Genomic DNA, 22,572 nt, shown 5'->3' with positions numbered 1-22,572 from the left:
TCAGCGCTGCGGATATGTTTTCGGATAGATCACCTGGTCCGGCGGCCCCGGCGGCGACGGCGGCCCCCGCTTGCCGCAGGCGGACAGCGCCAGCGTGGCGAGCATGAACGCGAGCAGCAGTGCCCTCATCCCAGGGCCGCCTGCCAGCGCGCGGCCTGCTGCGCCACGTTGGCGGGCGCGGTGCCGCCATAGCTGGTGCGCGAGGCCACCGAGGCCTCCACCGTCAGCACCCCGAAGATGTCTGCGGTGATCCCCGGCTCCTCGGCCTGCATCTCCGCCAGCGTCAGCCCGGCGAGATCGACGCCGCGCGCCTCGGCCTTGGCCACCAGCCGGCCGGTGACGTGATGCGCGGTGCGGAACGGCAGCCGCAGCACCCGCACCAGCCAGTCCGCGAGATCGGTGGCGGTGGCGAAGCCGGAGCCGGCGAATTCGCGCATGCGCGCGGTGTCCGGCGTCATGTCGCGCACCATCCCGGCGATGGCGGCCAGGGACAGTGCCCAGGCGTCGGCGGCGTCGAACACCGGCTCCTTGTCTTCCTGCATGTCCTTCGCATAGGCCAGCGGCAGGCCCTTCATCACCGTCAGCAGGGCGACCAGCGCGCCGTTGACGCGGCCGGTCTTGGCGCGCACCAGCTCGGCGGCGTCGGGGTTGCGCTTCTGCGGCATGATCGAGCTGCCGGTGGTGAAGGCGTCGCTGAGCCGAATGAAGCGGAACGGCGCGCTGCACCAGATCACGATCTCCTCGGCGAAGCGCGACAGGTGCATGGCCGAGATCGCGGCGGCGGCGAGGAATTCCAGCGCGAAGTCGCGATCCGACACGGCATCCAGCGAATTGGCGGTGGGCCGGTCGAAGCCCATCAGCCGGGCGGTCATGTCGCGGTCGAGCGGGAACGAAGTCCCGGCCAGCGCCGCCGAACCGAGCGGGGATTCGTTCAGCCGCCGCCGGCAATCGGCCAGCCGGCCGCGATCGCGCGCCAGCATTTCCACATAGGCCAGCAGATGGTGGCCGAAGGTCACGGGCTGGGCCGTCTGCAAATGGGTGAAGCCTGGCATCGGGTCGGCGGCATGGTCGGCGGCACGGTCCGCCAGGGCGCGCATCACGTCGGCGATTTGGGCATCGAGCCCGTCGATCGCGTCGCGCACCCACAGCCGGAAATCGGTCGCCACCTGGTCGTTGCGCGAGCGCCCCGTGTGCAGGCGCTTGCCGGCCTCGCCGATGCGCTCGGTCAGCCGCGCCTCGATGTTCATGTGGATGTCTTCGAGCGTCTCCTCGAACGGGAAGCGCCCGGCATCGATCTCGGCGGCGATCGCCTCCAGCCCGCTGCGGATGCCGGTTTCGTCCTGGGCCGTGATGATGCCCAGCTTCGCGAGCATGGCGGCATGCGCGAGCGAACCGCGGATGTCCTGGCGCCACATCTTGCGGTCGAACCCGATCGAGGCATTTATCTCCTGCATCACCACCGAGGGGCCGGCGGCGAAGCGGCCGCCCCACTGCATGTTGGCATCGGTATTGCGCAGCTTCGGGGTTTCGCTCACGAGAGGCGTTCCATCATGAAGATCATCACACGCCGCGCCGTCCTGGCGGCAGCCGGGACGCTGGCGGCCGGGACCGTAGCCGCGGTCACGCTCTGGCGCAAACCGGCGGCACCGCCCATCGCGACCCCGATCGTGCCCGCCGCCGGCGAGCCGCTCGTGCGCCTGCAGGCCATGTCGGCCCTGATCCCGACCGACCCGCCGCGCCCGCCGGCCGAGGCCGCCTTCCTGGACGCCGACGGCAACCCGCACGGCATTGCCGACTTCGCGGGCAAGGGCCTGGTGATCAACCTCTGGGCCACCTGGTGCGTGCCGTGCGTGGCCGAGATGCCCGCCTTGCAGGACATGGCGCGCAAGCTGGCCGGCGAGAACATCGTGGTGCTGCCGCTGTCCTCCGATCGCGGCGGCGCGCCGGTGGTGCGCAAATTCTACGCCGCGCACGGCATCGACGCGCTGCCGGTCTGGCTGGACCCGAAGGGCGAAGCGGGCCGCGCCTGGAACGCCCGCGGCCTGCCGACCACGCTGATCATCGACCGCCAGGGGCGCGAACGCGGCCGGCTGGAGGGCGCCGTGGACTGGGCCAGCGAGGCCTCCCTGGCAGAGATCCGGCGTCTGGTCGGATAAGCGCGCCCGGGCGCTACCGGCCAGGCACCAGGGCGGACATGTCGGTGCCGTTCACCGTCACCTTGTTGTCCTCGTAGGCGATCTTCCAGACCACTTCCTTGCCGTCCTGGCGGCCGATCCCTTTCAGGAGCAGCAGGACGGGCACCGCCGTCTTCGTCTCCTGCATCTTGCTCGCGCGCTCGATCAGCGTGTCCAGCCCGCTGGCGCGCAATTCCGCGGCGCCGGTGATCTCGGCGGGCGAGGTCACTTCCAGCTCGCCCGCTCCGGTCACCTTCGTGGTGCCGAGATCGATGGCGAGGCCGTCGAGCCCGAGCGTCAGCGGGCCGTCGGCCAGCAGCGCCAGCGCCTCGGCCTCGGCATCCATGGTGCCCTGGCCGGCGTCGTCGATGGCCTTCAGCAGGAAGCGCACGAGGTCTTCCTTTGAGATGCCGGAGACCCGCGGCGCGAGGGCGATATGGCGGGGCAGGAACGCGCGGAAGGCGCCGGGCGGGATGTCGGGCGACTCAAGGCCGGTCATCGCGATCTTCATGTGCAGGTCCGCCTTGCCGTCCGGCGCCGCGAAGCCGCCGCCGATGACCAGTTCGGCGATGCGCCCACCGTGGTCGCCTGCCTGCACGCGCAGGCCCTCCAGGACCTGCTCGCCGTCCATGCTCGCGGCCAGGCTGGCCATCGCCACCACCATCGCGCGCATCGCTTCGCGCTGGGCCGGGGTCGGGTTGGCGGCATCCGGCTGCTTGCCCGATGGGTTGGCGCCCGCCTGCACGTCGGCGGCCAACGAGGCGGCGGTGCGGATCAACCGGCCGAGCTGGCCGAAATCCGCCTGTTCGATCCCGGCGCTGGAGCGGATGCGGTCGGCGGTGATGGTGAGGGTCCCGACCTCCTTCATCGGCTGCACGCTCGAATAGCCCTCGAGCGTCGTTTCGCTCAGCACGGTCTGGCGCGCGCCGTCCGTGGGGTGCCAAGTGTTGTGGAACGTGACGCGATCGATCTTCGTCGTCTGGGTTCCCAGCGGGCCTTCGACGACCTGCGAGAACCCGCTCAGCTTGCCGTCGTAGCTGGAGGTCGTCGCCAGCCCCGGGTCAAGAATCGCGTGCATCTCCTGCTCGGCGATCGTCATGGTGAAAGCGGTGGGGATCGCGGCGACGGAGTCCAGCTTGATGCCGCTCATGGTCGTCTTCATCGGCGAGGGAAGGCGCATGTCGTAGATCGACCAGCGCCCCCCATCCAATGGCTTGGCAGAGGCCGTCACCGGGCCGCCGGTGATGGCGACGCCGGGGATAGGAAGCGGCCCGAATTCAACCCGGAAGCTGTCGCCGTCCGGGGTCAGGCGCAGCGGCAGCGCATTCGCGTCGATCGCGGGGCCGGCGAGGCCGGCGAACCAGACCCGGATCTGTTGCTCCAGGGATTGGGCCTGGTCGGCGGTGACCTCGGCCCGCGCGGCCGGAGCCGCCAGCAGGCCCAGCGCGATGACCGTGTAGTGAAGCCTCGCTGCGCGCGACATGACAGCCCCCGGATCGTGACGGACCCGATTGTAGCGGGCGCGGCGCGACGCGGGCAGCCGAAAACGAAAATGTCAGCGGCGCCGAAAGCCGTGTGTCACACGTGGTCGTAGTCGACGGTGACGTGCTTCGTGGTGGGGTGCGACTGGCAGGTCAGGATGTAGCCGGCATCGGTTTCCCACGGCTCCAGGGCGAAGTTCTGGTCCATGGCCACTTCGCCTTCCTGCAGCTTGGCGCGGCAGGTGCTGCACATGCCGCCGCGGCAGGACCAGGGAAGGTCGAGGCCGGCGCGCATGGCCGCATCCAGGATCGCCTCGCCCTCGGCCAGCGGAATGTCGGTGGCCTTGCCGTCATGGATGACGGTGGCGGTGGCGAAGGCCGGGGCGTCGGCGGCGACCGGCACCGGGCGGGGCGCGGGGATGGCGCCGCCCGCCGGGGTGAAACGCTCGACATGGATGCGCGCCGGCTGCACGCCGAGCGCCTGCAGCGTGGCCGACACGTCGTCGATCATGCCGGCGGGGCCGCAGACGAAAGCGTGATCGATGGCGGGCGGCGCCACAACCGTGGGCAGCAGGGCGCGCAGCTTCTCGCCATCCAGCCGGCCGCTGAGCACGGCGATGTCCTGCTCCTCGCGCGATAGCACATGGAACACCGAGAGCCGGTCGAGGAAGCGGTCCTTCAGGTCCTCCAGCGCCTCACGGAAGATGATCTGCGCGGTGGAGCGGCTGCCATAGAACAGGATGAAGCGGCTGGCGGGCTCGCGGGTCAGCACCGTCTTCATGATGGACAGGATCGGCGTGATGCCGGACCCGGCGGCGACGGCGACATGCACCCGCGCCAGGCCCGGCGCGATCGCCGTTCCGAACCGGCCGGCGGGCGGCATCACGTCGATGGTGTCGCCGGCCCGCAGCGCGGTGTTGGCGTGCTGCGAGAACGCGCCCTGCGGCACGCGCTTGATGGCCACACGCAATTCGTTGTCGTCGAGCCCGGCGCAGATGGAATAGGACCGCCGCACCTCCTCGCCGCCGAGCCGCGTGCGCAGGGTCAGGTACTGGCCGGGGGCGTAGCTGAACGCGTCGCGCAGCGCCGAGGGCACGTCGAAGGCGATCGACACCGTGTCCGGCGTCTCGCGGCGCACGTCGGCGACGCGCAGCGGGTGGAAATGCGTGGCGGCGACGGTTTCGGGCATGGTCAATGGCACTTGAACTGATCGAAGGGCTCGCGACAGGCACGGCAGCGCCACAGCGCCTTGCAGGCGGTGGAGCCGAACTCCGACAGCTTCTCGGTATCCGCCGAGCCGCAATGCGGGCAGGCGGCGCTGTCGGCGCCGAACAGCGCCCGGCGGGAAGCGGCGGCGGGCGGCGGGGCGATGCCGTATTCGCGCAGCTTGCGGCGCCCGTCCTCGGTCATCCAGTCGGTGGTCCAGGCCGGCGACAGGATGGTCTTCACCCGGGCGGGCCGGATGCCGGCGCGGTCCAGCGCCAGCTCGATCTCCAGCGTGATCATGTTCATGGCCGGGCAGCCGGTGTAGGTGGGCGTGATCGCCACCTCCACGCCGTCCGGCGTCACCGCCACGTCGCGCAGCACGCCCAGGTCGGCGATGGTCAGCACCGGGATCTCGGGATCGACGACCGCGGCCGCCGCATCCCAGGCGCGCTGCCGCAGATTGTTATTCGTCATCACCATACTGCACCGGGAAGGACCCGCTGCATGTATTGCAGCTCCGCCAGCAGCGGGCCGAGATGTTCGGTATGGCGCCCGGCGCGGCCGCCGGTCTGCATCCAGCCGTCCTTCGGCCGCTGCAACGTCGCCTGGGCCAGGACCGCATCGACGGTCGCGTTCCAGGTCTCGCGCAGGCCAGGGGGATCGGCGCAGACCCCGTCGGCAACCAGGGTCGCCTCCGCGGGCTCGAACATCTCGCCGGTGTAGGGCCACAGCCGGTCCAGCGCCTCCTGGGCGCGGCGATGGCTTTCGGGGGTGCCGTCGCCCAGGCGGATCAGCCATTCCGCCGAGTGGCGCAGATGGTAGGCCGTCTCTTTCTCCGCCTTGGCCGCGATGGCGGCGAGGCCGGGATGGGTCGCGTGCAGGGTGGCGCGCCACCAGGGGTCGATGAAGGCGGCGTAGAGGAACTGGCGGGCGATGGTGAGCGCGAAGTCGCCGTTCGGCTGTTCCAGCAACAGCAGGTTGCGATAGGCGCGCTCGTTGCGCAGATAGGCGAGTTGGTCCTCGTCATGGCCGGCGCCCTCGGCCTCACCGGCGAGGGCGTAGAGTTCCCGCGCCTGCCCGATCAGGTCGAGTGCGAGGTTCGCGAGCGCGATGTCCTCCTCCAGCACCGGGGCGTGGCCACACCACTCGGACAGGCGGTGGCCCAGCACCAGCGCGTCGTCGGCGCGTTGCAGCGCAAGACGCACCAGCGGGGTTTCCGCCACCTGGATGGAGGTGGTGGCCATTACATGTGCCCTACTTCCTCGGGCACGTCGTAAAAGGTCGGGTGGCGGTAGATCTTGGTGCCCGTCGGCTCGAACATCATGCCCTTCTCCGCCGGGTCGGAAGCGGTGATGGCGCTGGAGGGCACCACCCACACCGACAGGCCCTCGCCGCGGCGGGTGTAGACGTCGCGCGCGGCCTGCAGCGCCATGGTGGCGTCCGCGGCATGCACCGAGCCGACATGGCGGTGCGCCAGGCCGTTGCGGCTGCGGATGAACACTTCCCAGAGCGGGATGGCTTTCTCGGTCATGGTCAGGCGGCCTTCTGCCGGGTGGCGGCGCTGCGCTTGGCGGCATAGGCCAGGGCCGCCTCACGCACCCAGGCGCCGTCCTCGTGCGCCTTGCGGCGGACGGCGAGGCGTTCGCGGTTGCACGGGCCGTCGCCGGCGAGCACGCGCCTGAACTCGTCCCAGTCGATCTCGCCGTAGACCCAGTGGCCGCCGGCCTCGTCGAAATGCAACGTCGGGTCGGGGATGGTCAGGCCCAGGAAATGCGCCTGGGGCACGGTGGCGTCGACGAATTTCTGGCGCAGGCCGTCATTGGAAAAGCGCTTGATCTTCCAGCGCATGGAGGTGTCGGAGTGCTGCGATTCGCCGTCCGGCGGGCCGAACATCATCAGGCAGGGCCACCACCAGCGGTTCAGCGCGTCCTGCGCCATCTCCTTCTGCTCGGGCGTGCCGCGCGAAAGGGTGAGCATGATCTCGTAGCCCTGGCGCTGGTGGAAGCTCTCCTCCTTGCAGACGCGGATCATGGCGCGCGCATAGGGGCCGTAGGAGCAGCGGCAGAGCGGGATCTGGTTCATGATCGCGGCCCCGTCCACCAGCCAGCCGATGGCGCCGATATCCGCCCAGGTGAGCGTGGGATAGTTGAAGATCGAGGAGTATTTAGCGCGGCCGGACAACAGCTGATCGATCAGCTCCTCGCGCGAGACGCCCAGCGTCTCGGCGGCGGCATAGAGATAGAGGCCATGGCCGCCTTCGTCCTGCACCTTGGCCAGCAGCGCGGCCTTGCGGCGCAGGCTGGGCGCGCGGGTGATCCAGTTGCCTTCGGGCAGCATGCCGACGATCTCGGAATGGGCGTGCTGGCTGATCTGGCGGACCAGGGTGCGGCGATACTGCTCGGGCATCCAGTCGTTGGGCTCGATGCGGTCATCGGCGTCGATGCGCGCCTGGAAGCGCTCGGCCTGTTCGCCGTCCGGCGCCGCGATCTTGTCGATGCTGTTGAGGCCTTGCGTGTACATACGCGATGCCTTGCTGTTCGACCCAGTTGCACGAGTATATGTCACAGAATTGTCGTAAAGCAAGAAAACTCTGTAACACGTCAGGCGAAACGGCGCAGCAAGGCAGGGTCGGGCGGCGGCAGCTTGCCGTCCTCGGCCACCGCGTTGGCGTCGAGCCAGCGTTCGCTGCCGGGCAGCAGCGCGGCGTAGAGCCGGGCGCACAGGGCGCGGGCGGCATGGCCCGGCCAATCCGGCGGCAGGATGACGGCGGGCAGATGCGGGTCGCGCAGCACGACGCGGCGGTATTCATGGATCAGCAGCATGCGCGCCAGCAACGCATCGCGGTCTGTCATCGGGCCGGGCGCGTCGGGAAAGGCGGCGATGAACTGCCGATAGCGCCCGGCCACATCGTCCAGCGGCCAGGCACGCGCGGCCAGCGCCCGGGCGGCCTCGGGCTCGGCATCGGCGGACAGCACCAAACCGTTTTGCGGGGCGGGAGCGGTGTCGGGCGCCACCAGCAGCCCGGGAAGGACGGTGCCGTAACCGGATTCGGCCAGCGCCTGCCGGGCCGGGCCGGGATCGACCAGAGCGAGCCGGAACCGGCCGCCCCAGCCCGGCGACAGTCTGCCGTAGATGCGCGGGGTGGCGGCCTCGGTGGCGTCGCGGCCGCGCTCCGCCAGATGGTAGAAGCTGTTGCGGCCCACCCGGTTGCGCGCCAGCCAGCCATCGGCGGCGAGGCGGGAGACGGCGGTGCGGACCACCCCGCCGCCGACGCCGATGGCGCGGAAGATCTCCAGCAGCGTGCCCAGCCACAGCGAGCCGCCGCGCGGGGCGATGGCGTCGCCATACAGGGTGATGATCAGCGAGCCGGTGCGGGATGGCTGCTCCCGCAGGCGGGCGAGGATGGCCGGCAGCATCAGGCCTTGCGCTCGCGGGCGGCCTTGTAGCCGGCAACGAATCGGGCGAGCGTCTCGGAGGTCTCGCCGCGCGGCAGCATCACCTCGATCAGCTGGAACCGGCCGCGCGTGGCGTGCGCGCGCTCAAGCGCGTCGGCAAGCTGGCGGCGGGTGGTGACGCGCACGCCGTCGCCGCCCAGCGGCCCGGCGAGCTCGGCAAACCGCCAGTCGTCGAGGTCGTTGAAGCCGCTTTCGGGCTGGAACACGCGCAGCATTTCCCAACTGGAATTGTTGAACACGACACAGATCGGGTCCCAACCATAGCGGCGGCAGTTGCCCAGCTCGAATCCGGTCATCTGGAAGGCGCCGTCGCCCACCAGGATCATCGGGCGGCCGCCGGCGGCCACGCAGGCGCCGAGGCCGGCGGGCACGCCGAAGCCCATGCCGGCGTAGTAGCCGGGGGCGACCAGGGGCGCGCCTTCGATCTCCATGGCCGTGAACAGGCAGTCGCCCATGTCGGCGGCCATCGGCATCGGCCCATGGCGGGCGAACAGGTCGTTGATGGCGGCGGCGATGTCGGAGGGCTGGATGGGCGCGTCATCCAAAGTGAGCGTGCTGGGCGGGTGCGCCTCCGCCGCGTTGCCGGGCTGGCGCGTGTGGCCTGCCAGCCGCGCCAGCAGGGCGTCGATCAGGGCGTCGAGCGGGATGTCGGGATAGACATGGTGGCCGATCCGCACCTGCCGCCCGGACGCGAGCATGGCGCGGCGCATGTCGATCTTGCGCTCGGACACGGCGAAGTTCGTGTCCGACAGGATCACGCCGATCAGCAGCAGGCCGTCGGACGTCTCGACCATGCGGGTGATGTCGTGGTCGCCGGCGGCGCCCATGTAGGTGCCGTGGGTGACGTCGGGGGCGTCGCTCAGCAGGCCGCGCCCCATGAAGGTGGTGACGGCCGGGATGCCGAGGGCGCGGGCCAGCCGGGCGACCTTGGCCTCGATGCCGTAGCGGCGGATCTCAACGTCGACCATCAGCACCGGGCGGATCGCGGCCTTGAGGTGCGCGAGGATCTCGTCGGCGCATTCCGCCAGCGCCGCGGGATCGGCGGGCAGACGGTCGAGCCGCTCCACCGCCGGCACGTCGCTGCCGACAAGGTCGCGCGGAAGCTCGATATAGACCGGGAGGGAATATTCCACCGCGCTGCGCAGCACCCGGGCGATATCCGCGGGCGCGCGGCCGGGATCGTCCAGTACCGCCTGGTCGCAGGTGATCTCGCGGAAGATCTTCACCTGGGTGTCCAGCGCCTTGGCCATGTGGTGAAGCTGCCAGCCGGAGGCGCGCTCGTGCACGCCGGGCGCGCCGGAGATCACCACCACCGGGGAGCGCTCGGCATAGGCGCCGGCCACGGGGTTCACGAGGTTGAAGGCGCCCGCGCCCCAGGTGGCGACAGCGACCGAGATGGAGGCGCGGAACCGGGCGGCCGCGTCGGCGGCGAACCCCACGGCGGGCTCGTGGCTGAGGGTGTAGAAGGGCAGCGCCCCGCTTTCCTCGATCACCTTGAAGAACGGCAGGACGAAGTCGCCGGGGATGCCGAAGATTTCCTGCGCGCCATGGGCCTTCAAGGCGTCGATCAGCGCACGTCCCAGTGCCGGCATGGCGATCCCCTGTTACGATTGTCGAGCCAGTGTAGCCCGGCTAAAGTTTTAGATGAAACAATCGGGAGGAAACCGCAATGCCCCACCTGACCGTGGAGTATTCCGCCAATCTGGAGCCGCGGTTGGACGTGATGGGGCTGCTGCGGGCCGTGCACGCCTCGGCCCTCGGCACCGGCGTGTTCGAGGTCGGCGGCATCCGCGTCCGCGCCGAACGGCGGGACCAGTACGTGGTCGCCGACGGCGATCCCGCCAATGCCTTCGTGGCCGTGCATGTGCGCATCGGCGCCGGCCGCGACGAGGCGACGCGGGTGCGCATGGCCGAGGCGATCTTCAAGGACGTGGCCGCCTATCTGGACCCGATCTACCGCACGTCGCCGCTGGCGATCTCGCTGGAGGTGCAGCAGATCGATCCCGTGGGGTCGCTGAAACAGAACAATCTGCATGCGCGGCTGAAGCAGCGCGCGGGGGCTGCGTGATGGACAAGCCGGCGGACGGACTGACCACGAATCTCGCGAAGGCCGAGCGCTATCTCGCGCGGTTCCGCGGCAGCGTGGTGCCGCATGTCATTGCCGGCGCGCACACGACCGGCAGCGGCGAGACGTTCGACAACCTGCTGCCTGTCGACAATTCGCATCTGTGCCGCGTGGCGGCAGGCACGGCCGACGACATCGACCGCGCGGCCAGGGCGGCGCAGGCGGCGTTCGCCGCGTGGCGGCGCGTGCCCGGCGACATCAGGCAGGACATCCTGCACGCCATCGCCGACCGCATCGAATCGCGTGCCGAGGAGATCGCGCTGGTCGAGAGCATGGATACCGGCCAGCCCATCCGCTACATGGCCAAGGCCGCCATCCGCGGGGCGGAGAATTTCCGCTTCTACGGCGACCGTGCGCCGTCGGCGCGCGACGGGCTATCGCTGCCCAGCGACGCGCACATGAACTACACCACGCGCGAGCCGATCGGGCCTGTGGGCGTGATCACGCCGTGGAACACGCCGTTCATGCTGTCCACCTGGAAGATCGCGCCGGCGCTGGCGGCCGGCTGCACCGTGGTGCACAAGCCCGCGGAATGGAGCCCGCTGTCGGCGGTGCTGCTGACCGAGATCATGCACGAGGTGCTGACCGAGGCCGGCCTGCCGCCGGGGGTAGTGAACCTGGTACACGGCATCGGCGAGACCGCCGGGCGCGCGCTGACCGAGCATCCGCTGATCAAGGCGATCGGCTTCGTCGGTGACAGCGCCACCGGGCGGCACATCATGCGCCAGGGTGCGGAGACGCTGAAGCGCGTGCATTTCGAGCTGGGCGGCAAGAACCCCGTGGTGGTGTTCGACGATGCCGACCTGGATCGCGCGCTGGATGCCACGGTGTTCATGATCTACTCGCTGAACGGCGAGCGCTGCACGAGCTCGTCGCGCTGCCTGGTGCAGCGGTCGATCCACGACGCATTCGCGGCACGGCTCGCCGAGCGGGTGCAAAAGATCGTGGTCGGGCATCCGCTGGACCCGCGCACGGAAGTGGGCCCGCTGATCCATCCGCGCCACGTGGACAAGGTGCTGTCCTTCCCCGATTCCGCCCGCGCCGAGGGCGCCACGGTCGCCTGCGGCGGCGGCCGGCCGGAGGGGCTGGGCGGGAACTTCGTGCAGCCCACGCTGTACACCGGCGCCGCCCAGACGATGCGCATCGCCCGGGAGGAGATCTTCGGGCCGGTGCTGACGGTGCTGCCGTTCGACGACGAGGCGGATGCGTTACGGCTCGCCAACGACGTGGACTACGGGCTCACCGCCTATATCTGGACGCGCAATGTCGGCCGCGCGCACCATTTCGCGCAAAGCCTGGACGCCGGCATGATCTGGGTGAACAGCGAGAATGTCCGCCATCTGCCCACGCCCTTTGGCGGCATGAAGGCGTCGGGCATCGGCCGCGACGGCGGCGACTATTCGTTCGACTTCTACATGGAGACGAAGAACATCTGCGTGGCGCTGGATACCCACAAGATCCCGCGCATGGGAGTGTAGCGTCATGCCGATCCAGCCCGTGGTGAAATACCCGCCCTTCAACGTGGTGCGTGCCAGCCACGTCGAATACGCCGTGACCGACCTCGCCCGCAGCCGCGCCTATTGGGTGGATGCGCTGGGCTTCATCGCCACCGAGCAGACCGGAGATGCGCTGTACCTGCGCGGGCTGGAGGAGTGCAACCACCACAGCGTGGTGCTACGCCAGGGCGACGTGCCGGTGGTGAACCGGCTGGGCTTCAAGGTGTTCGACGAGGACGACCTGGACCGCGCCGCGCACTGGTTCGCGCAACAGGGCCTTCCGGCCGCATGGGCAGAGGTGCCGCACCAGGGCCGCACGCTGCAGGCGACCGATCCGCTTGGCATGCCGCTGGAGTTCTACCACGCCATGGACCAGACCGAGCGGCTGCTGCAGCACTACGGCGCCTATTGCGGCACGCATCCGCAGCGCATCGACCACATCAACTGCTTCACCCCCGACGTGCAGGCGAGCCACGATTTCTATGCGTCGCTGGGCTTTCGCACATCCGAATACACGGCGACCGAAGGCACGGAGCAGCTCTGGGCGGTGTGGATGCACCGCAAGGGCAGCACGCACGACCTCGCCTTCACCAACGGGCGTGGGCCGCGGCTGCACCATATCGGCATCTGGGTGGCGTCGATCACCAACATCATCCATGTCTGCGACGTGCTGAGCACCACCGGCTGGCTGCCGAGCCTGGAGCGCGGGCCCGGCCGGCACGGCATCTCCAACGCGTTCTTCCTGTATCTGCGCGATCCCGACGGGCATCGGATCGAGCTGTTCAACAGCGACTACCTGACGGTGGACCCAGATTTCAAGCCGATCCGCTGGGACCTCAAGGACCCGCGCCGGCAGACGCTGTGGGGCGCGCCGGCACCGAAAACCTGGTTCGAGGAAGGCAGCGTGTTCGCCGGACAGGCCGTGCGCGCACCGCTGCTGGAAGCACAGCCGATCGTGGCGCCGTGACCGCGGCCGCGGCGGCGTTCCTGGCACGGGAAACACGATGCTGAACGGCAAGCCGGAAATCTACCTGGCCGGGCCCGAGGTGTTCCTGCCCGACCCGCTGGCCAGGGCCACGGAGCTGAAGGCGATCTGCGCGCGGCTGGGCGCGGTCGGCTGGTTCCCGCTCGACAACCAGGATGGCGTGGCCGACCCCGATCCGGACGTGATGGCCGCCAATATCAGCCGCGCCGACGAGGCGCTGGTGCGCAGCTGCGACGCGGTGGTGGCGAACATGACGCCGTTTCGCGGCCCGTCGATGGATGCCGGCACCATCTTCGAAATGGGCCTGGCGAAAGGGCTGGGCAAGCTGGTGGTCGGCTGGACCACCGATTGGCGCCGCTACGGCGAGAAGGTGGCGGCGGCGGCGACGCTGGTGCCAGACGGCGCGTGGCTGCGCGACGAAGCGGGCATGCTGTGCCGCGACTTCGGGTTGATCGACAACCTGATGATGGTGAAAGGCGCGGACGCCGTGCTGGGGTCGTTCGAGGAAGCGGTGGCGCATGTGGTGCGCCACTTCGCCGCCCGCTGAGCCTGCGTCAGGGCGTCTCGTCGGCGACGCGGTTGCGCAGCGTGCCGAGCCCGGTGGCGGTCACCACCACCTCGTCGCCGGGCACCAGCCATTTCGGCGGATCGAAGCGCGCGCCGGCGCCCGTGGGCGTGCCGGTGAGGATGATGTCGCCGGCGGCCAGCGGGGTGAAGATGGAGACGTACTCGATGATCTTGCCCATCGAGAACATCATCCGGTCGGTCGTGTCCTCCTGCCGCAGCTCGCCGTTGACATGCGTGGTCAGGTGGAACGGCCCGTCGCCGGCCTCGTCGCGGGTGGTGATATAGGGGCCGAGCGCACCGGAACGATAGAAGTTCTTGCCCTGGGTGACGTTGAACTTGCCGTGGCGAATCCAGTCGCGCAGCGTGCCTTCGTTGGCCAGCGTGTAGCCGGCGACATGGTGCATGGCGTCGGCCGCCGGGATGCGCCGCCCGGGCGTGCCGATGACCAGCACGATCTCGCCTTCGTAGTCGAACTGCGTTGATTCCGGCGGACGCAGGATCGCCTCGTCGGGGCCGCTGAAGCTTTCGGGCACGCGCTGGAACAGGCTCGCGTATTTCGGCAGGGTGCTGCCGTCCTTGTACTCGGCATTGCGGTCGGGGTAGTTGACGCCGACGCAGAAGCACTTGCCGGGGTGATGCAGCGGCTTCAGCAGGCGAAAGCGCGTGTGGTCCGGGGCATCGTTGGCGAACGACCCAGCGTGCCCGAGCAGGCCCTGCGCCAGCATCGCTTCCATGTCGGCGACGCCGAGGCGCCTGGCAAGATCGATCACGCCACCCGGCGTGAGGATGCCGAACGAGCGGTGGCCCGCGGCTTCGTAGGTTGCGAGTTTCATGATCGGCTTCCTTGTATGACAGCGCGGGACGGCGCCGTTTCGTCTCACTCGCGCGGGCGCTTGTCCACGACACGCTTCGCCTTGCCGGTGGAGCGCTCGATTTCGCCGGGCGCCACCACCACCACCTTCGCCGTCACGCCGATCATTTGCTTGATGTGGTGGGCGAGCTCACGGCCCTGATCCTCGATCCCGGCGGCCCAGGCCTCGGGGCGCGCCTCGACATGCACGGTCATGTCGTCCATGCGGCCTTCGCGCGTCAGGATCACCTGGTAGTGGCCGGTGAGCATGTCCAGGCGCAGGATCTGTTCCTCGACCTGGGTCGGGAACACGTTCACGCCCCGCACCACCATCATGTCGTCGTTGCGGCCGGTGATCTTCGCCATCCGCCGCATGCTGCGCGCGGTGCCCGGCAGCAGGCGCGTCAGGTCGCGCGTGCGGTAGCGGATCACCGGCATCGCTTCCTTGGTGAGCGAGGTGAACACCAACTCGCCCTCCTCGCCGTCCGGCAGCACGCGGCCGGTCTCGGGGTCGATGATCTCCGGGTAGAAATGATCCTCCCAGACATGCAGGCCGTCCTTCGTCTCCACGCACTCGTTGGCAACCCCGGGGCCCATGACCTCGGAAAGGCCGTAGATGTCCACGGCGTGCATGTTGAACGCGCGCTCGATCTCCTGGCGCATCGCGTTGGTCCAGGGCTCGGCGCCGAAGATGCCCACCTTCAGGCTGGTGCCGCGCGGATCGAGGCCGGCGGCGCGGAAGCCGTCGAGGAGCGCCAGCATGTAGCTGGGCGTGACCATGATGACGTCGGGCCGGAAGTCCTGGATCAGCTGCACCTGCCGCTCGGTCTGGCCGCCGGACATCGGGATCACGGTGCAGCCCAGCTTTTCGGCGCCGTAATGCGCACCCAGGCCGCCGGTGAACAGGCCGTAGCCATAGGCGACATGCACGGCCATGCCCGGCCGGCCGCCCGACGCGCGGATGGAGCGCGCCACCACCGTGGCCCAGGTGTCGATGTCCTTCAGCGTGTAACCCACCACCGTCGGCTTGCCGGTGGTGCCCGACGAAGCGTGGATGCGCGCCACCCGTTCGCGGGGCACCGCGAACATGCCGAACGGATAGTTTTCGCGCAGATCCTGCTTGGTGGTGAACGGGAACTTCGCCAGATCCTCCAGCGTGCGGAAATCGTCCGGATGCGCGCCGGCCGCCTGGAAGGCGCGGCGGTAATGCGGCACGTTGTCGTAGGCGTGGCGCAGCGACCAGGCGAGGCGTTGCGTCTGCAGTGCCGCGATCTCGTCACGGGAGGCAAGCTCGATCGGCTCGAGATCCCCATGGCGCGGTGACAGGTCGGGCAAGGCATCCATGTGCGTCACTCCTCGAAGAATTTGGCGCCGAGGCTGCGGGAATTGCCGCGGAACTCGGCAATGACAGGGCCGTTCTCCACCGTGACGGTGATGTCGTAGATGCCGGAACGACCAGCGCGGCTGCGTTCCTGTGCCGTCGCCGCCAGGCGCATGCCCAGCTTCGCCGGACGCAGATAGGAGATGGCGCAGTGCTGCGCCACCACCCGTTCGTTGTAGGTGTTGCAGGCAAAGGCGAAGGCGGAATCAGCGAGCGTGAAGATATAGCCGCCATGGCACAGCCCATGGCCATTCACCATCTGGGCCGTGACCGTCATGGCCAGGCGCGCCTGCCCGGGCGCGATGTGCTCGATCGCCATGCCGAGCGCCTTGCTGGCGTGATCGTCCGCCCACATCGCATCCGCGCAGGCCTGCGCCAGCGCCTGCGGATCGCCGGCTGGGTTCACGCCTTGCGTCCCGTGAACACCGGCGGCCGCTTTTCCATGAAGGCGCGCACGCCCTCGGCGAAGTCGGGCGTGTAGCCGGCCTCGCGCTGGGTGTCGCGCTCCAGGTCGAGCTGTTGGTCGAAGCTGTTCTGCGCCGAGGCCCGCAGCGCCTTGCGCGTCAGCACCAGCGCCTGCGTGGGCAACGTGGCCAGTTGCGCCGCCACCGCCTCGGCCTCCTGCATCAGCGCCGCGTCGTCGACGACGCGCCAGATCATGCCGATGGCCTCGGCGCGTTCGGCCGACACCGGCTCGGCCAGCAGGGCCAGGGCACGGGCACGGCCCTCGCCCACCAGCCGCGGCAGGTGGAACGTGCCGCCGCAATCCGGGATCAGGCCGATTTTCGAGAACGCCTGCACGAAGCGCGCCGAGCGCGCGGCCAGGACGATGTCGCACCCCATCGCGATGTTGGCGCCGGCGCCGGCGGCGACACCGTTCACGGCGCACACCGTGGGCATGCGCAGATTGTGCAGGCGGCGGGCGAGCGGGTTCCAGGTCTCCTCGATGGCGGCGCCGACGTCGCGGCCGATCCCGTCGCTGTTGCCGACGGTGCTGAGATCGGCGCCGGCGCAGAAGCCGCGGCCGGTGCCGGTCAGCAGCAGGGCGCGGCAGGCCTCGTCGGCCTCGGCGTCCGCGAGCGTGGCGAGGAGCGCATGCAGGGTCGGCTTGTCGAGCGCGTTCATCCTGTCGGGCCGGTTCAGCGTGACCACGCGGTATCCAGCCCGCCGGTCCACGAGGATGGTCTCGTCCATTCCGTTCCCCTTTCGCGCATCCTGGTTCCGGCCGAAGATACAGGCGGCAAGCGTCGGGCGCCATGCGCCGTGAACAGAACAAAACGAACGCCCCGGAGGAGACGACCGCATGAGCCTGCATCGTGGCCTGTACCGCCATGCCGACCTGGCGCGGCTGCTGCATCCCGCAAGCGTGGCCATCGTCGGCGCCACCCCACGGCCGGGCGCATTCGGCGAGCGGGTGCTGGCCAACCTGGCCCCCTTCTATGGCGGGCGCATCCACCTGGTGAACGCGCGCTACGAGCAGGTCGGCGACCGGCGCTGCCATCCCAGCCTGTCCGCGCTGCCCGAGGTGCCGGATTGCGTGATGATCGCGGTGGCGCGCGAGGCGGTGGAGCCGGTGGTGGAGGAGTGCATCGCACTCGGCGTGGGCGGCGTCATCGTGTTCGCCTCCGGCTACGCCGAGACCGGCAAGCCCGGCCGGGCCGAGCAGCAGGAACGGCTCGCGGACATGGCGCGACGCGCGCGCATGCCGCTGATCGGCCCGAACTGCATCGGCGTGAACAACTACGCCCTGCGCGCCCGCATCACCTTCATGCCGCCGGCGGACATTCCGTCGCCGCGCCCCGGCGCGATCGGGGTGGTCAGCCAGTCCGGCGCGCTGGGCTTCGGCTTCGAGCAGGCGGCGTTCCGTGGCGTGTCCGTCAGCCACCTGCTGACCTCGGGCAATTCCTGCGACGTGGACATGGCCGACTTCGTTGCCTACCTGGCCGACGACCCGGCCTGCAGCGCCATCGCCTTGTTGTTCGAGGGCATGGCCGAGCCGATGCGGCTGATCGAGGCGGCTGGGCTCGCCTGGGCCGCCGGCAAGCCCGTGGTGGCCTGCAAGCTGGCGGTGGGCGAATTCGGCGCGCAGGCGGCGATGTCGTACACCGGCTCGCTGGCGGGGTCGCAAGCCGCCTATCGCGCCGCGTTCGAGCGCGCCGGCGTGGTGCTGGTGGACAATGTCGAGGCGCTGATGGAGGCGGCCTGCTTCCTGGCCAAGGCGCCGCCGCCGACATCGCGGGGGGTCGCGGTGCTCGCAACCTCCGGCGGCGCCGCCATCATGGCCGCCGACAAGGCCGAGGCGCACGGCGTGCCGATGCCCCAGCCCGGACCGGCCGCGCGTGCGGTGCTGGAGGCACGGATTCCGGAATTCGGCTCGACCCGCAATCCCGTGGACCTGACGGCGCAGGTGCTCAACGACCCCGAGTGCCTTCCCGCCTGCGCCAACGCCCTGATGGACGACCCCGCCTTCGGCGCGCTGGTGATCCCCATGGTCTATGCCACCGCGCAGACCGCCACGCGGCTGCCGGTCTATGCCGACATCGCCCGGCGCAGCGGCAAGCCGGTGATCGTGGTCTGGGTCACCGACTGGCTGGAAGGCCCGGGGTCGGCTGCGTTCGAGCAGAGCCCGGACGTGGTGCTGTTCCGCTCCATGGACCGCGCCTACGCCGCCATCGCCGCCTGGCACCGGCGCGGCGAACGACTGGCGGCACCGCCGCGCGAGGTGGTGCGCCGCGCCCCCGCCGCTGCGGCCGCGCCGGCGGCGGCGCTGCTGGCGCAGGCGCAAGGCCGCGCGCTGACCGAGCGGGAGGCGAAGGCGGTGCTGGCACTCTATGGCATTCCCGTGGTGCAGGAGCGCCTGGCGCACAGCGCCGACGACGCCGCCAGCGCTGCCGAAGCACTGGGGCTGCCGGCGGTGCTGAAGGTCGAGAGCCCGGACCTGCCGCACAAGACCGAGGCGGGCGTGATCCGGCTGAATCTGCGCAACGCCGACGCGGTGCGCGCCGCCTATGACGCCGTCATGGCCAATGCCGCGCGCGTGTCCCCGCCGCCGCGGATCAACGGCGTGCTGGTGCAGCCGATGGTGCCCGAGGGTGTGGAGGTGATGGTCGGCGCCCGCGTCGATCCGTTGTTCGGCCCGCTGGTGGTCGTGGGCCTGGGCGGCGTTCTCGTGGAGTTGCTGCAGGACACCGCCGTCGGGCTGGCGCCGCTGACCCACGCCGAGGCGCTGGCGCTGCTGGAGAAGCTGAAGGGCGCGGCCGCCCTGCGCGGCTTTCGCGGCAGCGCGCCGGTGGACCTGGACCGACTGGCGGATCTCGTCGGCCGCGTCTGCGAACTCGTCGCCGACCATCGCGCCAGCGTGGCGGAGATCGACGTAAACCCGCTGATCTGTGCGGGCTCGCGAATCCTGGCGGTGGACGCGCTGATCGTGAAGAACGGCTAGAACTTCTCCACCCAGGGCCGCAGCTCCACTTCCCAGCTCCAGGCGCTGCGGTGCTGGTGCAGCACGTGCCAATAGGTCTGGGCGATGGCGTCGGGCTCCAGCAGGCTGTCGGGCTTGTCCGCCGCCGCCGCTCGTGCCTCGGTGCGGATGCCGCCGTCGATGACGAAATGGGCGACATGGATGCCTTGCGGCGACAGCTCGCGCGCCATGGACTGCGCCAGCCCGCGCAAGGCGAACTTGCCCATGGCGAAGGCCGACGACAGCGCAAAGCCCTTCACCCCGGCGGTGGCGCCGGTCAGCAGGATGGCGCCGCGCCCCTGCGGCAGCATGCGCCGGGCGGCCTGCTGCGCCACCAGGAAGCCGCCGAACGCGCTGATCGCGAGCGACCGCTGCACGTCGGCCGGGTCAAGATCCACCACCGCCCCACGCACCCGGGCGCTGGCGTTGTAGACCACCACGTCCGGCGCGCCGTGCCGCGCTTCCACCGCGGCGAACAGGCTCGCGACCGAAGCCGGGTCGGCGGCGTCGCAGGCATGGGCGCTGGCGCCGGTTTCGGTGCACAGCGCCACCAGCTTATCGGTGCGGCGGGCCGCGACCGCGACGGCCAGGCCCTCGCGGGCGAACAGGCGGGCCAGCGAGGCGCTGAGCCCCGGCCCGGTGCCGACGATCAAGGCGGTGCGATAGGTCGGCGTGTCCATGCCCGGGCTCCCTTTCGGTACGATGTCGGTGTAGATGTTGCGCTTCGCGCCCCTGGCAATGGGCCGTCCCGGACCCTACCTGCCGGGCAACCGGGCAGAAAGGACGCCAGCATGGATCCTCAGACCTCCCAGCCGACCGCCCAGAAGGGGCGCCTGGACATCATCTCCGACGCGATCTGCCCATGGTGCTATATCGGCAAGCGCCAGTTGGAACGCGCCTTGCCCATCCTCGCCAAGGACGGCCTGGATTTCGAGGTGCACTGGCATCCCTTCCAGCTCAACCCGGACATGCCCGCGCAAGGCGTGGAGCGCAGCGAGTATCGCCGCGCCAAGTTCGGCAGCGCGGAGCGTTCGCGCCAGCTCGATGCCCAGGTGGCGGAGGCGGCGGCCAAGGTCGGGCTGGAGATCCGCCACGACCTGATGCGCCGCACGCCGAACACGGTGGCGGCGCATCGCGTGATCTGGCTGGCCGACCGGCACGGCGTGCAGAACGCCGTGGTGGAAGCCCTGTTCCGCGCCTATTTCACCGAAGGCCGCGACATCGGCGATCCCGCGGCCCTGGTCGAGATCGCGGCCGGCGCCGGCCTGGACCCCGATGCCGTGACCGCCATGCTGGCCGGCGACGAGGGCAGGCGCGAGGTGCTGGGCGAGGACCAGATGGCCCGTGGCGCGGGCCTGAACGGCGTGCCCACCTTCACCATGTCCGGCCATGTGTTGTTCTCCGGCGCCGTGCCGGCCGACACCATGGCCGAGGCCTTCGGCAAGGCCTGGCGCATCCTCAGCAACCGCGCCGCCTGAACCCGGCTATCCCCTAGTGTCCTGCCCCCGAAGTTCGCCGCATCTTGCGGCGGACGCAGGGGCCAGCAGGCCACTGAAAACAAAGGGCTAGTGTCCTGAATCTGAAGTTCGCCACCGATGCGAACTTCAGATTCAGGACACTAGGCTTGCGCAGGACCGGTACTGCGCGAGCAACAGTCATTTCGGGAGTTGCCACGGCGCCGTCAAAGCGGGACGCTGGCACGGCCGGCTGGCCTCTGGCCCGTCTGCATGCAATAGTTAGCGCTACCATAATAAAAAGATCAGGGGGACACATGACGGACGAGAACCGCACCGGCCTGGGCCGGCGGCCATTCATTGCCGGCGGCGCAGGGCTTCTCGGCGCCGTTCTGGCGGGCGCGCGGCCGGCCGGCGCCCAGAGCGCGGCGCGGCGTGGCACCTTGGTCATCGGGCTCGACATCAGCGACGCCACATCGCTCGACCCCGCCCGCGTCGCGCAATATTCCAACCCGCTGCCGGCCCACACCGCCTGGGACAGCCTGGTGACGTTCACCCCCGGCGACTACGTCAACGTGAAGCCCTTGCTCGCGACCGAGTGGGCGTACCAGCCGGACGGCAAGACCATCCGCTTCAAGCTGCGCAACGACGTGAAGTTCGTCTCCGGCAAGCCGATGACGGCCGAGGACGTGCGCTTCTCGTTGCAGCGGGTGATGAACCTCAAGGACCAGCCGCAGCAATACATCGCCCATGTCGAAAGCGTGAAGGTCGTGGACGACCACACCGTGGACATGGTGCTGAGCGACCCCACCCAGCCGATCCTGACCATCATCGCCGCACCCGAATTCGTGGTGATGGAAAAGGCGGCGGTGATGGAGCACGGCGCCACCGACGCGCCCGACGCGAAAGAGAAGGACACTGCCACCAACTGGCTGAACGACAATTCCGCGGGCACCGGCGCCTATCGCCTGACCGGCTGGCAGCGCAACCAGCAGATCCAGATGGTGCAGAACCCGAACTACTGGCGCGGCAAGCCCGGCTTCGAGCGCGTGCTGATCCGCCACATGAGCGAAAGCGCGGCGCAGCTGCTGGCGCTGAAGCGCGGCGACATCGACGTCGCCTTCAACCTGATCCCCGAGCAGGTCGCAACGCTGAAGGACGATCCGGCGATCGAGGTGAAGGGCGCGACCAGCCTCGACTTCATCTACATGGCCGTGGCCGCCAGCCCGGCCAACCCCGCCCTGCAGAACAAGGCCGCGCGCCAGGCCATCGGCTACGCCATCGACTATGACGGCATCATCAGGAACCTGATCGGCGGCAACGCGGTGCGCCCCGTCAGCTTCCTGCCGGTGGGCGTGAACGGATCGACCGAGGCGCTGACCAAGGAGATCGGCTTCCGCGAGGACCTGCCGCGGGCGAAGAAGCTGCTGGCCGATGCCGGCCTGCCCGACGGGTTCAGCTTCCAGCTCGCCTACGGCAACGCCGCCATCGCCGGCGTGCAGTACCAGAACCTGGCGCAGAAGATCCAGGCGGACCTCGCGCGCGTCGGCATCAAGGCCGAGCTGGCGCCGATGGACCAGTTGAACCTGCGCACCATGTATCTGGGCGGCAAGGCGCAAGGCGTGCTGACCTTCTGGAACCCGCCGGCGCCGGAGAACCTGCTCTGGGCCTCGGCCACCATCGACCGCGTGGCCAAGCGCGTGCACTGGGACGTGGCGCCCGACGTGCGCAAGCTGGTGGCCGATGCCGCGGCGGAGCGCGACATCACGAAATCCGGCGCCCTGTACAGGAAGTACCAGGAGGTGATGGTGGACCAGGCGAACCACTTCGTGCTGATCCAGCCGATCTACCAGGTGGCGATGCGCAAGACCATCACCGGGGTCCAGCTCACCGCGGCCGGCTGGATGGCGGAGCTGAGCGGCGCCAAGCCCGTGTGAG

General features: G+C 69.8%; 23 protein-coding genes. 8 read left to right on the top strand and 15 right to left on the bottom strand.

Annotated elements, in window-relative coordinates; genetic code table 11:
* Together OL599_RS20645 and argH are read right to left on the bottom strand one after the other, a co-directional pair.
* Window positions 1-129 (bottom strand): hypothetical protein, encoded by a 129-nt coding sequence (locus OL599_RS20645; RefSeq protein WP_264715831.1) that lies wholly within the window; start codon window positions 127-129, stop codon window positions 1-3.
* The gene (argH, locus tag OL599_RS20640) at window positions 126-1,496 is read right to left on the bottom strand and encodes an argininosuccinate lyase (RefSeq protein WP_264715858.1); all 1,371 of its coding nucleotides are present in this window, start codon (window positions 1,494-1,496) and stop codon (window positions 126-128) included. Before argH ends, OL599_RS20645 begins: the two co-directional genes overlap by 4 nt.
* A gap of 54 nt (window positions 1,497-1,550) precedes the next feature.
* Between argH and OL599_RS20635 the strand changes: the two genes are divergently transcribed.
* The gene (locus OL599_RS20635) at window positions 1,551-2,156 is read left to right on the top strand and encodes a TlpA disulfide reductase family protein (protein ID WP_264715830.1); all 606 of its coding nucleotides are present in this window, start codon (window positions 1,551-1,553) and stop codon (window positions 2,154-2,156) included.
* A gap of 13 nt (window positions 2,157-2,169) precedes the next feature.
* Here OL599_RS20635 and OL599_RS20630 read toward each other — a convergent pair whose 3' ends face one another.
* The 8 genes from OL599_RS20630 to ipdC all read right to left on the bottom strand — a co-directional run bounded on the left by OL599_RS20630 (window position 2,170) and on the right by ipdC (window position 9,908).
* Window positions 2,170-3,657, bottom strand: a complete 1,488-nt coding sequence (locus tag OL599_RS20630) for a DUF2125 domain-containing protein (RefSeq protein WP_264715829.1) — start codon at window positions 3,655-3,657, stop codon at window positions 2,170-2,172.
* A 95-nt stretch (window positions 3,658-3,752) separates the two neighbouring features.
* The gene (paaE, locus tag OL599_RS20625) at window positions 3,753-4,844 is read right to left on the bottom strand and encodes a 1,2-phenylacetyl-CoA epoxidase subunit PaaE (RefSeq protein ID WP_264715828.1); all 1,092 of its coding nucleotides are present in this window, start codon (window positions 4,842-4,844) and stop codon (window positions 3,753-3,755) included.
* Between the two features lie 2 nt (window positions 4,845-4,846).
* A complete protein-coding gene (gene paaD, locus OL599_RS20620; protein ID WP_264715827.1) occupies window positions 4,847-5,335 on the bottom strand; it encodes a 1,2-phenylacetyl-CoA epoxidase subunit PaaD in 489 nt (162 codons plus the stop codon).
* Window positions 5,335-6,105 (bottom strand): 1,2-phenylacetyl-CoA epoxidase subunit PaaC, encoded by a 771-nt coding sequence (paaC, locus tag OL599_RS20615; RefSeq protein ID WP_264715825.1) that lies wholly within the window; start codon window positions 6,103-6,105, stop codon window positions 5,335-5,337. The genes paaD and paaC overlap by 1 nt, the downstream gene beginning before the upstream one ends.
* Window positions 6,105-6,392 (bottom strand): 1,2-phenylacetyl-CoA epoxidase subunit PaaB, encoded by a 288-nt coding sequence (paaB, locus tag OL599_RS20610; protein WP_264715824.1) that lies wholly within the window; start codon window positions 6,390-6,392, stop codon window positions 6,105-6,107. Before paaB ends, paaC begins: the two co-directional genes overlap by 1 nt.
* A 2-nt stretch (window positions 6,393-6,394) precedes the next feature.
* Window positions 6,395-7,381, bottom strand: a complete 987-nt coding sequence (paaA, locus tag OL599_RS20605) for a 1,2-phenylacetyl-CoA epoxidase subunit PaaA (protein WP_264715823.1) — start codon at window positions 7,379-7,381, stop codon at window positions 6,395-6,397.
* 80 nt (window positions 7,382-7,461) lie between these two features.
* Entirely contained in the window at window positions 7,462-8,277 is an 816-nt protein-coding gene (locus OL599_RS20600; RefSeq protein ID WP_264715822.1) for a PaaX family transcriptional regulator C-terminal domain-containing protein, read from the bottom strand.
* Window positions 8,277-9,908, bottom strand: a complete 1,632-nt coding sequence (gene ipdC, locus OL599_RS20595) for an indolepyruvate/phenylpyruvate decarboxylase (RefSeq protein WP_264715821.1) — start codon at window positions 9,906-9,908, stop codon at window positions 8,277-8,279. Before ipdC ends, OL599_RS20600 begins: the two co-directional genes overlap by 1 nt.
* A gap of 77 nt (window positions 9,909-9,985) precedes the next feature.
* Here ipdC and OL599_RS20590 point away from each other — a divergent pair, with 77 nt between their 5' ends.
* Genes OL599_RS20590 through OL599_RS20575 form a run of 4 tightly spaced genes read left to right on the top strand, consistent with a single transcriptional unit; the run spans window position 9,986 to window position 13,469 of the window.
* Window positions 9,986-10,384 carry a 5-carboxymethyl-2-hydroxymuconate Delta-isomerase gene (locus tag OL599_RS20590; protein ID WP_264715820.1) on the top strand — a complete coding sequence of 133 codons (399 nt, stop codon included), beginning with the start codon at window positions 9,986-9,988 and terminating at the stop codon, window positions 10,382-10,384.
* Entirely contained in the window at window positions 10,384-11,919 is a 1,536-nt protein-coding gene (gene hpaE, locus OL599_RS20585; protein ID WP_264715819.1) for a 5-carboxymethyl-2-hydroxymuconate semialdehyde dehydrogenase, read from the top strand. Before OL599_RS20590 ends, hpaE begins: the two co-directional genes overlap by 1 nt.
* 4 nt (window positions 11,920-11,923) lie before the next feature.
* A complete protein-coding gene (gene hpaD, locus OL599_RS20580; RefSeq protein ID WP_264715818.1) occupies window positions 11,924-12,904 on the top strand; it encodes a 3,4-dihydroxyphenylacetate 2,3-dioxygenase in 981 nt (326 codons plus the stop codon).
* Between the two features lie 37 nt (window positions 12,905-12,941).
* Entirely contained in the window at window positions 12,942-13,469 is a 528-nt protein-coding gene (locus OL599_RS20575; protein ID WP_264715817.1) for a nucleoside 2-deoxyribosyltransferase, read from the top strand.
* Between the two features lie 7 nt (window positions 13,470-13,476).
* On the opposite strand, the gene OL599_RS20570 is transcribed toward OL599_RS20575, so the two are convergent.
* From OL599_RS20570 to OL599_RS20555, 4 genes are read right to left on the bottom strand one after another with little or no spacing between them, the layout of a single operon-like run.
* Window positions 13,477-14,322 (bottom strand): fumarylacetoacetate hydrolase family protein, encoded by an 846-nt coding sequence (locus OL599_RS20570; protein WP_264715816.1) that lies wholly within the window; start codon window positions 14,320-14,322, stop codon window positions 13,477-13,479.
* Window positions 14,323-14,366: 44 nt separating this feature from the next.
* A complete protein-coding gene (gene paaK / locus OL599_RS20565) occupies window positions 14,367-15,683 on the bottom strand; it encodes a phenylacetate--CoA ligase PaaK (RefSeq protein ID WP_264715815.1) in 1,317 nt (438 codons plus the stop codon).
* 5 nt (window positions 15,684-15,688) lie between these two features.
* A complete protein-coding gene (gene paaI, locus OL599_RS20560) occupies window positions 15,689-16,126 on the bottom strand; it encodes a hydroxyphenylacetyl-CoA thioesterase PaaI (RefSeq protein ID WP_264715814.1) in 438 nt (145 codons plus the stop codon).
* The gene (locus OL599_RS20555) at window positions 16,123-16,914 is read right to left on the bottom strand and encodes an enoyl-CoA hydratase (protein WP_264715813.1); all 792 of its coding nucleotides are present in this window, start codon (window positions 16,912-16,914) and stop codon (window positions 16,123-16,125) included. The genes paaI and OL599_RS20555 overlap by 4 nt, the downstream gene beginning before the upstream one ends.
* Window positions 16,915-17,023: 109 nt before the next feature.
* On the opposite strand from OL599_RS20555, the gene OL599_RS20550 reads away from it, so the two are divergent.
* A complete protein-coding gene (locus OL599_RS20550) occupies window positions 17,024-19,162 on the top strand; it encodes an acetate--CoA ligase family protein (protein ID WP_264715812.1) in 2,139 nt (712 codons plus the stop codon).
* On the opposite strand, the gene OL599_RS20545 is transcribed toward OL599_RS20550, so the two are convergent.
* Entirely contained in the window at window positions 19,159-19,860 is a 702-nt protein-coding gene (locus tag OL599_RS20545) for an SDR family NAD(P)-dependent oxidoreductase (RefSeq protein ID WP_264715811.1), read from the bottom strand. The genes OL599_RS20550 and OL599_RS20545 overlap by 4 nt on opposite strands.
* A 111-nt stretch (window positions 19,861-19,971) precedes the next feature.
* Between OL599_RS20545 and OL599_RS20540 the strand changes: the two genes are divergently transcribed.
* Together OL599_RS20540 and OL599_RS20535 are read left to right on the top strand one after the other, a co-directional pair.
* On the top strand, window positions 19,972-20,658 hold the full coding sequence (locus OL599_RS20540; protein ID WP_264715810.1) for a DsbA family oxidoreductase: 687 nt from the start codon (window positions 19,972-19,974) through the stop codon (window positions 20,656-20,658).
* A gap of 293 nt (window positions 20,659-20,951) precedes the next feature.
* Window positions 20,952-22,571 carry an ABC transporter substrate-binding protein gene (locus OL599_RS20535; RefSeq protein ID WP_264715809.1) on the top strand — a complete coding sequence of 540 codons (1,620 nt, stop codon included), beginning with the start codon at window positions 20,952-20,954 and terminating at the stop codon, window positions 22,569-22,571.
* Window position 22,572 lies beyond the last annotated feature (1 nt).

Origin of the sequence: Limobrevibacterium gyesilva (genome assembly GCF_025989185.1) — a bacterium.
Classification (GTDB): Bacteria; Pseudomonadota; Alphaproteobacteria; order Acetobacterales; family Acetobacteraceae; genus Limobrevibacterium; species Limobrevibacterium gyesilva.
The sequence above is the reverse complement of the archived record's forward strand: the minus strand, read 5'-3'. Positions and strand labels throughout refer to the sequence as shown.

What these genes read in the sequence shown, in the direction of transcription:
- OL599_RS20645 (WP_264715831.1), bottom strand. Translation starts at nt 129, where the DNA reads ATGAGGGCACTGCTGCTCGCGTTCATGCTCGCCACGCTGGCGCTGTCC.
- argH (WP_264715858.1), bottom strand. Translation starts at nt 1,496, where the DNA reads ATGCAGTGGGGCGGCCGCTTCGCCGCCGGCCCCTCGGTGGTGATGCAG.
- OL599_RS20635 (WP_264715830.1), top strand. Translation starts at nt 1,551, where the DNA reads ATGAAGATCATCACACGCCGCGCCGTCCTGGCGGCAGCCGGGACGCTG.
- OL599_RS20630 (WP_264715829.1), bottom strand. Translation starts at nt 3,657, where the DNA reads ATGTCGCGCGCAGCGAGGCTTCACTACACGGTCATCGCGCTGGGCCTG.
- paaE (WP_264715828.1), bottom strand. Translation starts at nt 4,844, where the DNA reads ATGCCCGAAACCGTCGCCGCCACGCATTTCCACCCGCTGCGCGTCGCC.
- paaD (WP_264715827.1), bottom strand. Translation starts at nt 5,335, where the DNA reads ATGACGAATAACAATCTGCGGCAGCGCGCCTGGGATGCGGCGGCCGCG.
- paaC (WP_264715825.1), bottom strand. Translation starts at nt 6,105, where the DNA reads ATGGCCACCACCTCCATCCAGGTGGCGGAAACCCCGCTGGTGCGTCTT.
- paaB (WP_264715824.1), bottom strand. Translation starts at nt 6,392, where the DNA reads ATGACCGAGAAAGCCATCCCGCTCTGGGAAGTGTTCATCCGCAGCCGC.
- paaA (WP_264715823.1), bottom strand. Translation starts at nt 7,381, where the DNA reads ATGTACACGCAAGGCCTCAACAGCATCGACAAGATCGCGGCGCCGGAC.
- OL599_RS20600 (WP_264715822.1), bottom strand. Translation starts at nt 8,277, where the DNA reads ATGCTGCCGGCCATCCTCGCCCGCCTGCGGGAGCAGCCATCCCGCACC.
- ipdC (WP_264715821.1), bottom strand. Translation starts at nt 9,908, where the DNA reads ATGCCGGCACTGGGACGTGCGCTGATCGACGCCTTGAAGGCCCATGGC.
- OL599_RS20590 (WP_264715820.1), top strand. Translation starts at nt 9,986, where the DNA reads ATGCCCCACCTGACCGTGGAGTATTCCGCCAATCTGGAGCCGCGGTTG.
- hpaE (WP_264715819.1), top strand. Translation starts at nt 10,384, where the DNA reads ATGGACAAGCCGGCGGACGGACTGACCACGAATCTCGCGAAGGCCGAG.
- hpaD (WP_264715818.1), top strand. Translation starts at nt 11,924, where the DNA reads ATGCCGATCCAGCCCGTGGTGAAATACCCGCCCTTCAACGTGGTGCGT.
- OL599_RS20575 (WP_264715817.1), top strand. Translation starts at nt 12,942, where the DNA reads ATGCTGAACGGCAAGCCGGAAATCTACCTGGCCGGGCCCGAGGTGTTC.
- OL599_RS20570 (WP_264715816.1), bottom strand. Translation starts at nt 14,322, where the DNA reads ATGAAACTCGCAACCTACGAAGCCGCGGGCCACCGCTCGTTCGGCATC.
- paaK (WP_264715815.1), bottom strand. Translation starts at nt 15,683, where the DNA reads ATGGATGCCTTGCCCGACCTGTCACCGCGCCATGGGGATCTCGAGCCG.
- OL599_RS20555 (WP_264715813.1), bottom strand. Translation starts at nt 16,914, where the DNA reads ATGGACGAGACCATCCTCGTGGACCGGCGGGCTGGATACCGCGTGGTC.
- OL599_RS20550 (WP_264715812.1), top strand. Translation starts at nt 17,024, where the DNA reads ATGAGCCTGCATCGTGGCCTGTACCGCCATGCCGACCTGGCGCGGCTG.
- OL599_RS20545 (WP_264715811.1), bottom strand. Translation starts at nt 19,860, where the DNA reads ATGGACACGCCGACCTATCGCACCGCCTTGATCGTCGGCACCGGGCCG.
- OL599_RS20540 (WP_264715810.1), top strand. Translation starts at nt 19,972, where the DNA reads ATGGATCCTCAGACCTCCCAGCCGACCGCCCAGAAGGGGCGCCTGGAC.
- OL599_RS20535 (WP_264715809.1), top strand. Translation starts at nt 20,952, where the DNA reads ATGACGGACGAGAACCGCACCGGCCTGGGCCGGCGGCCATTCATTGCC.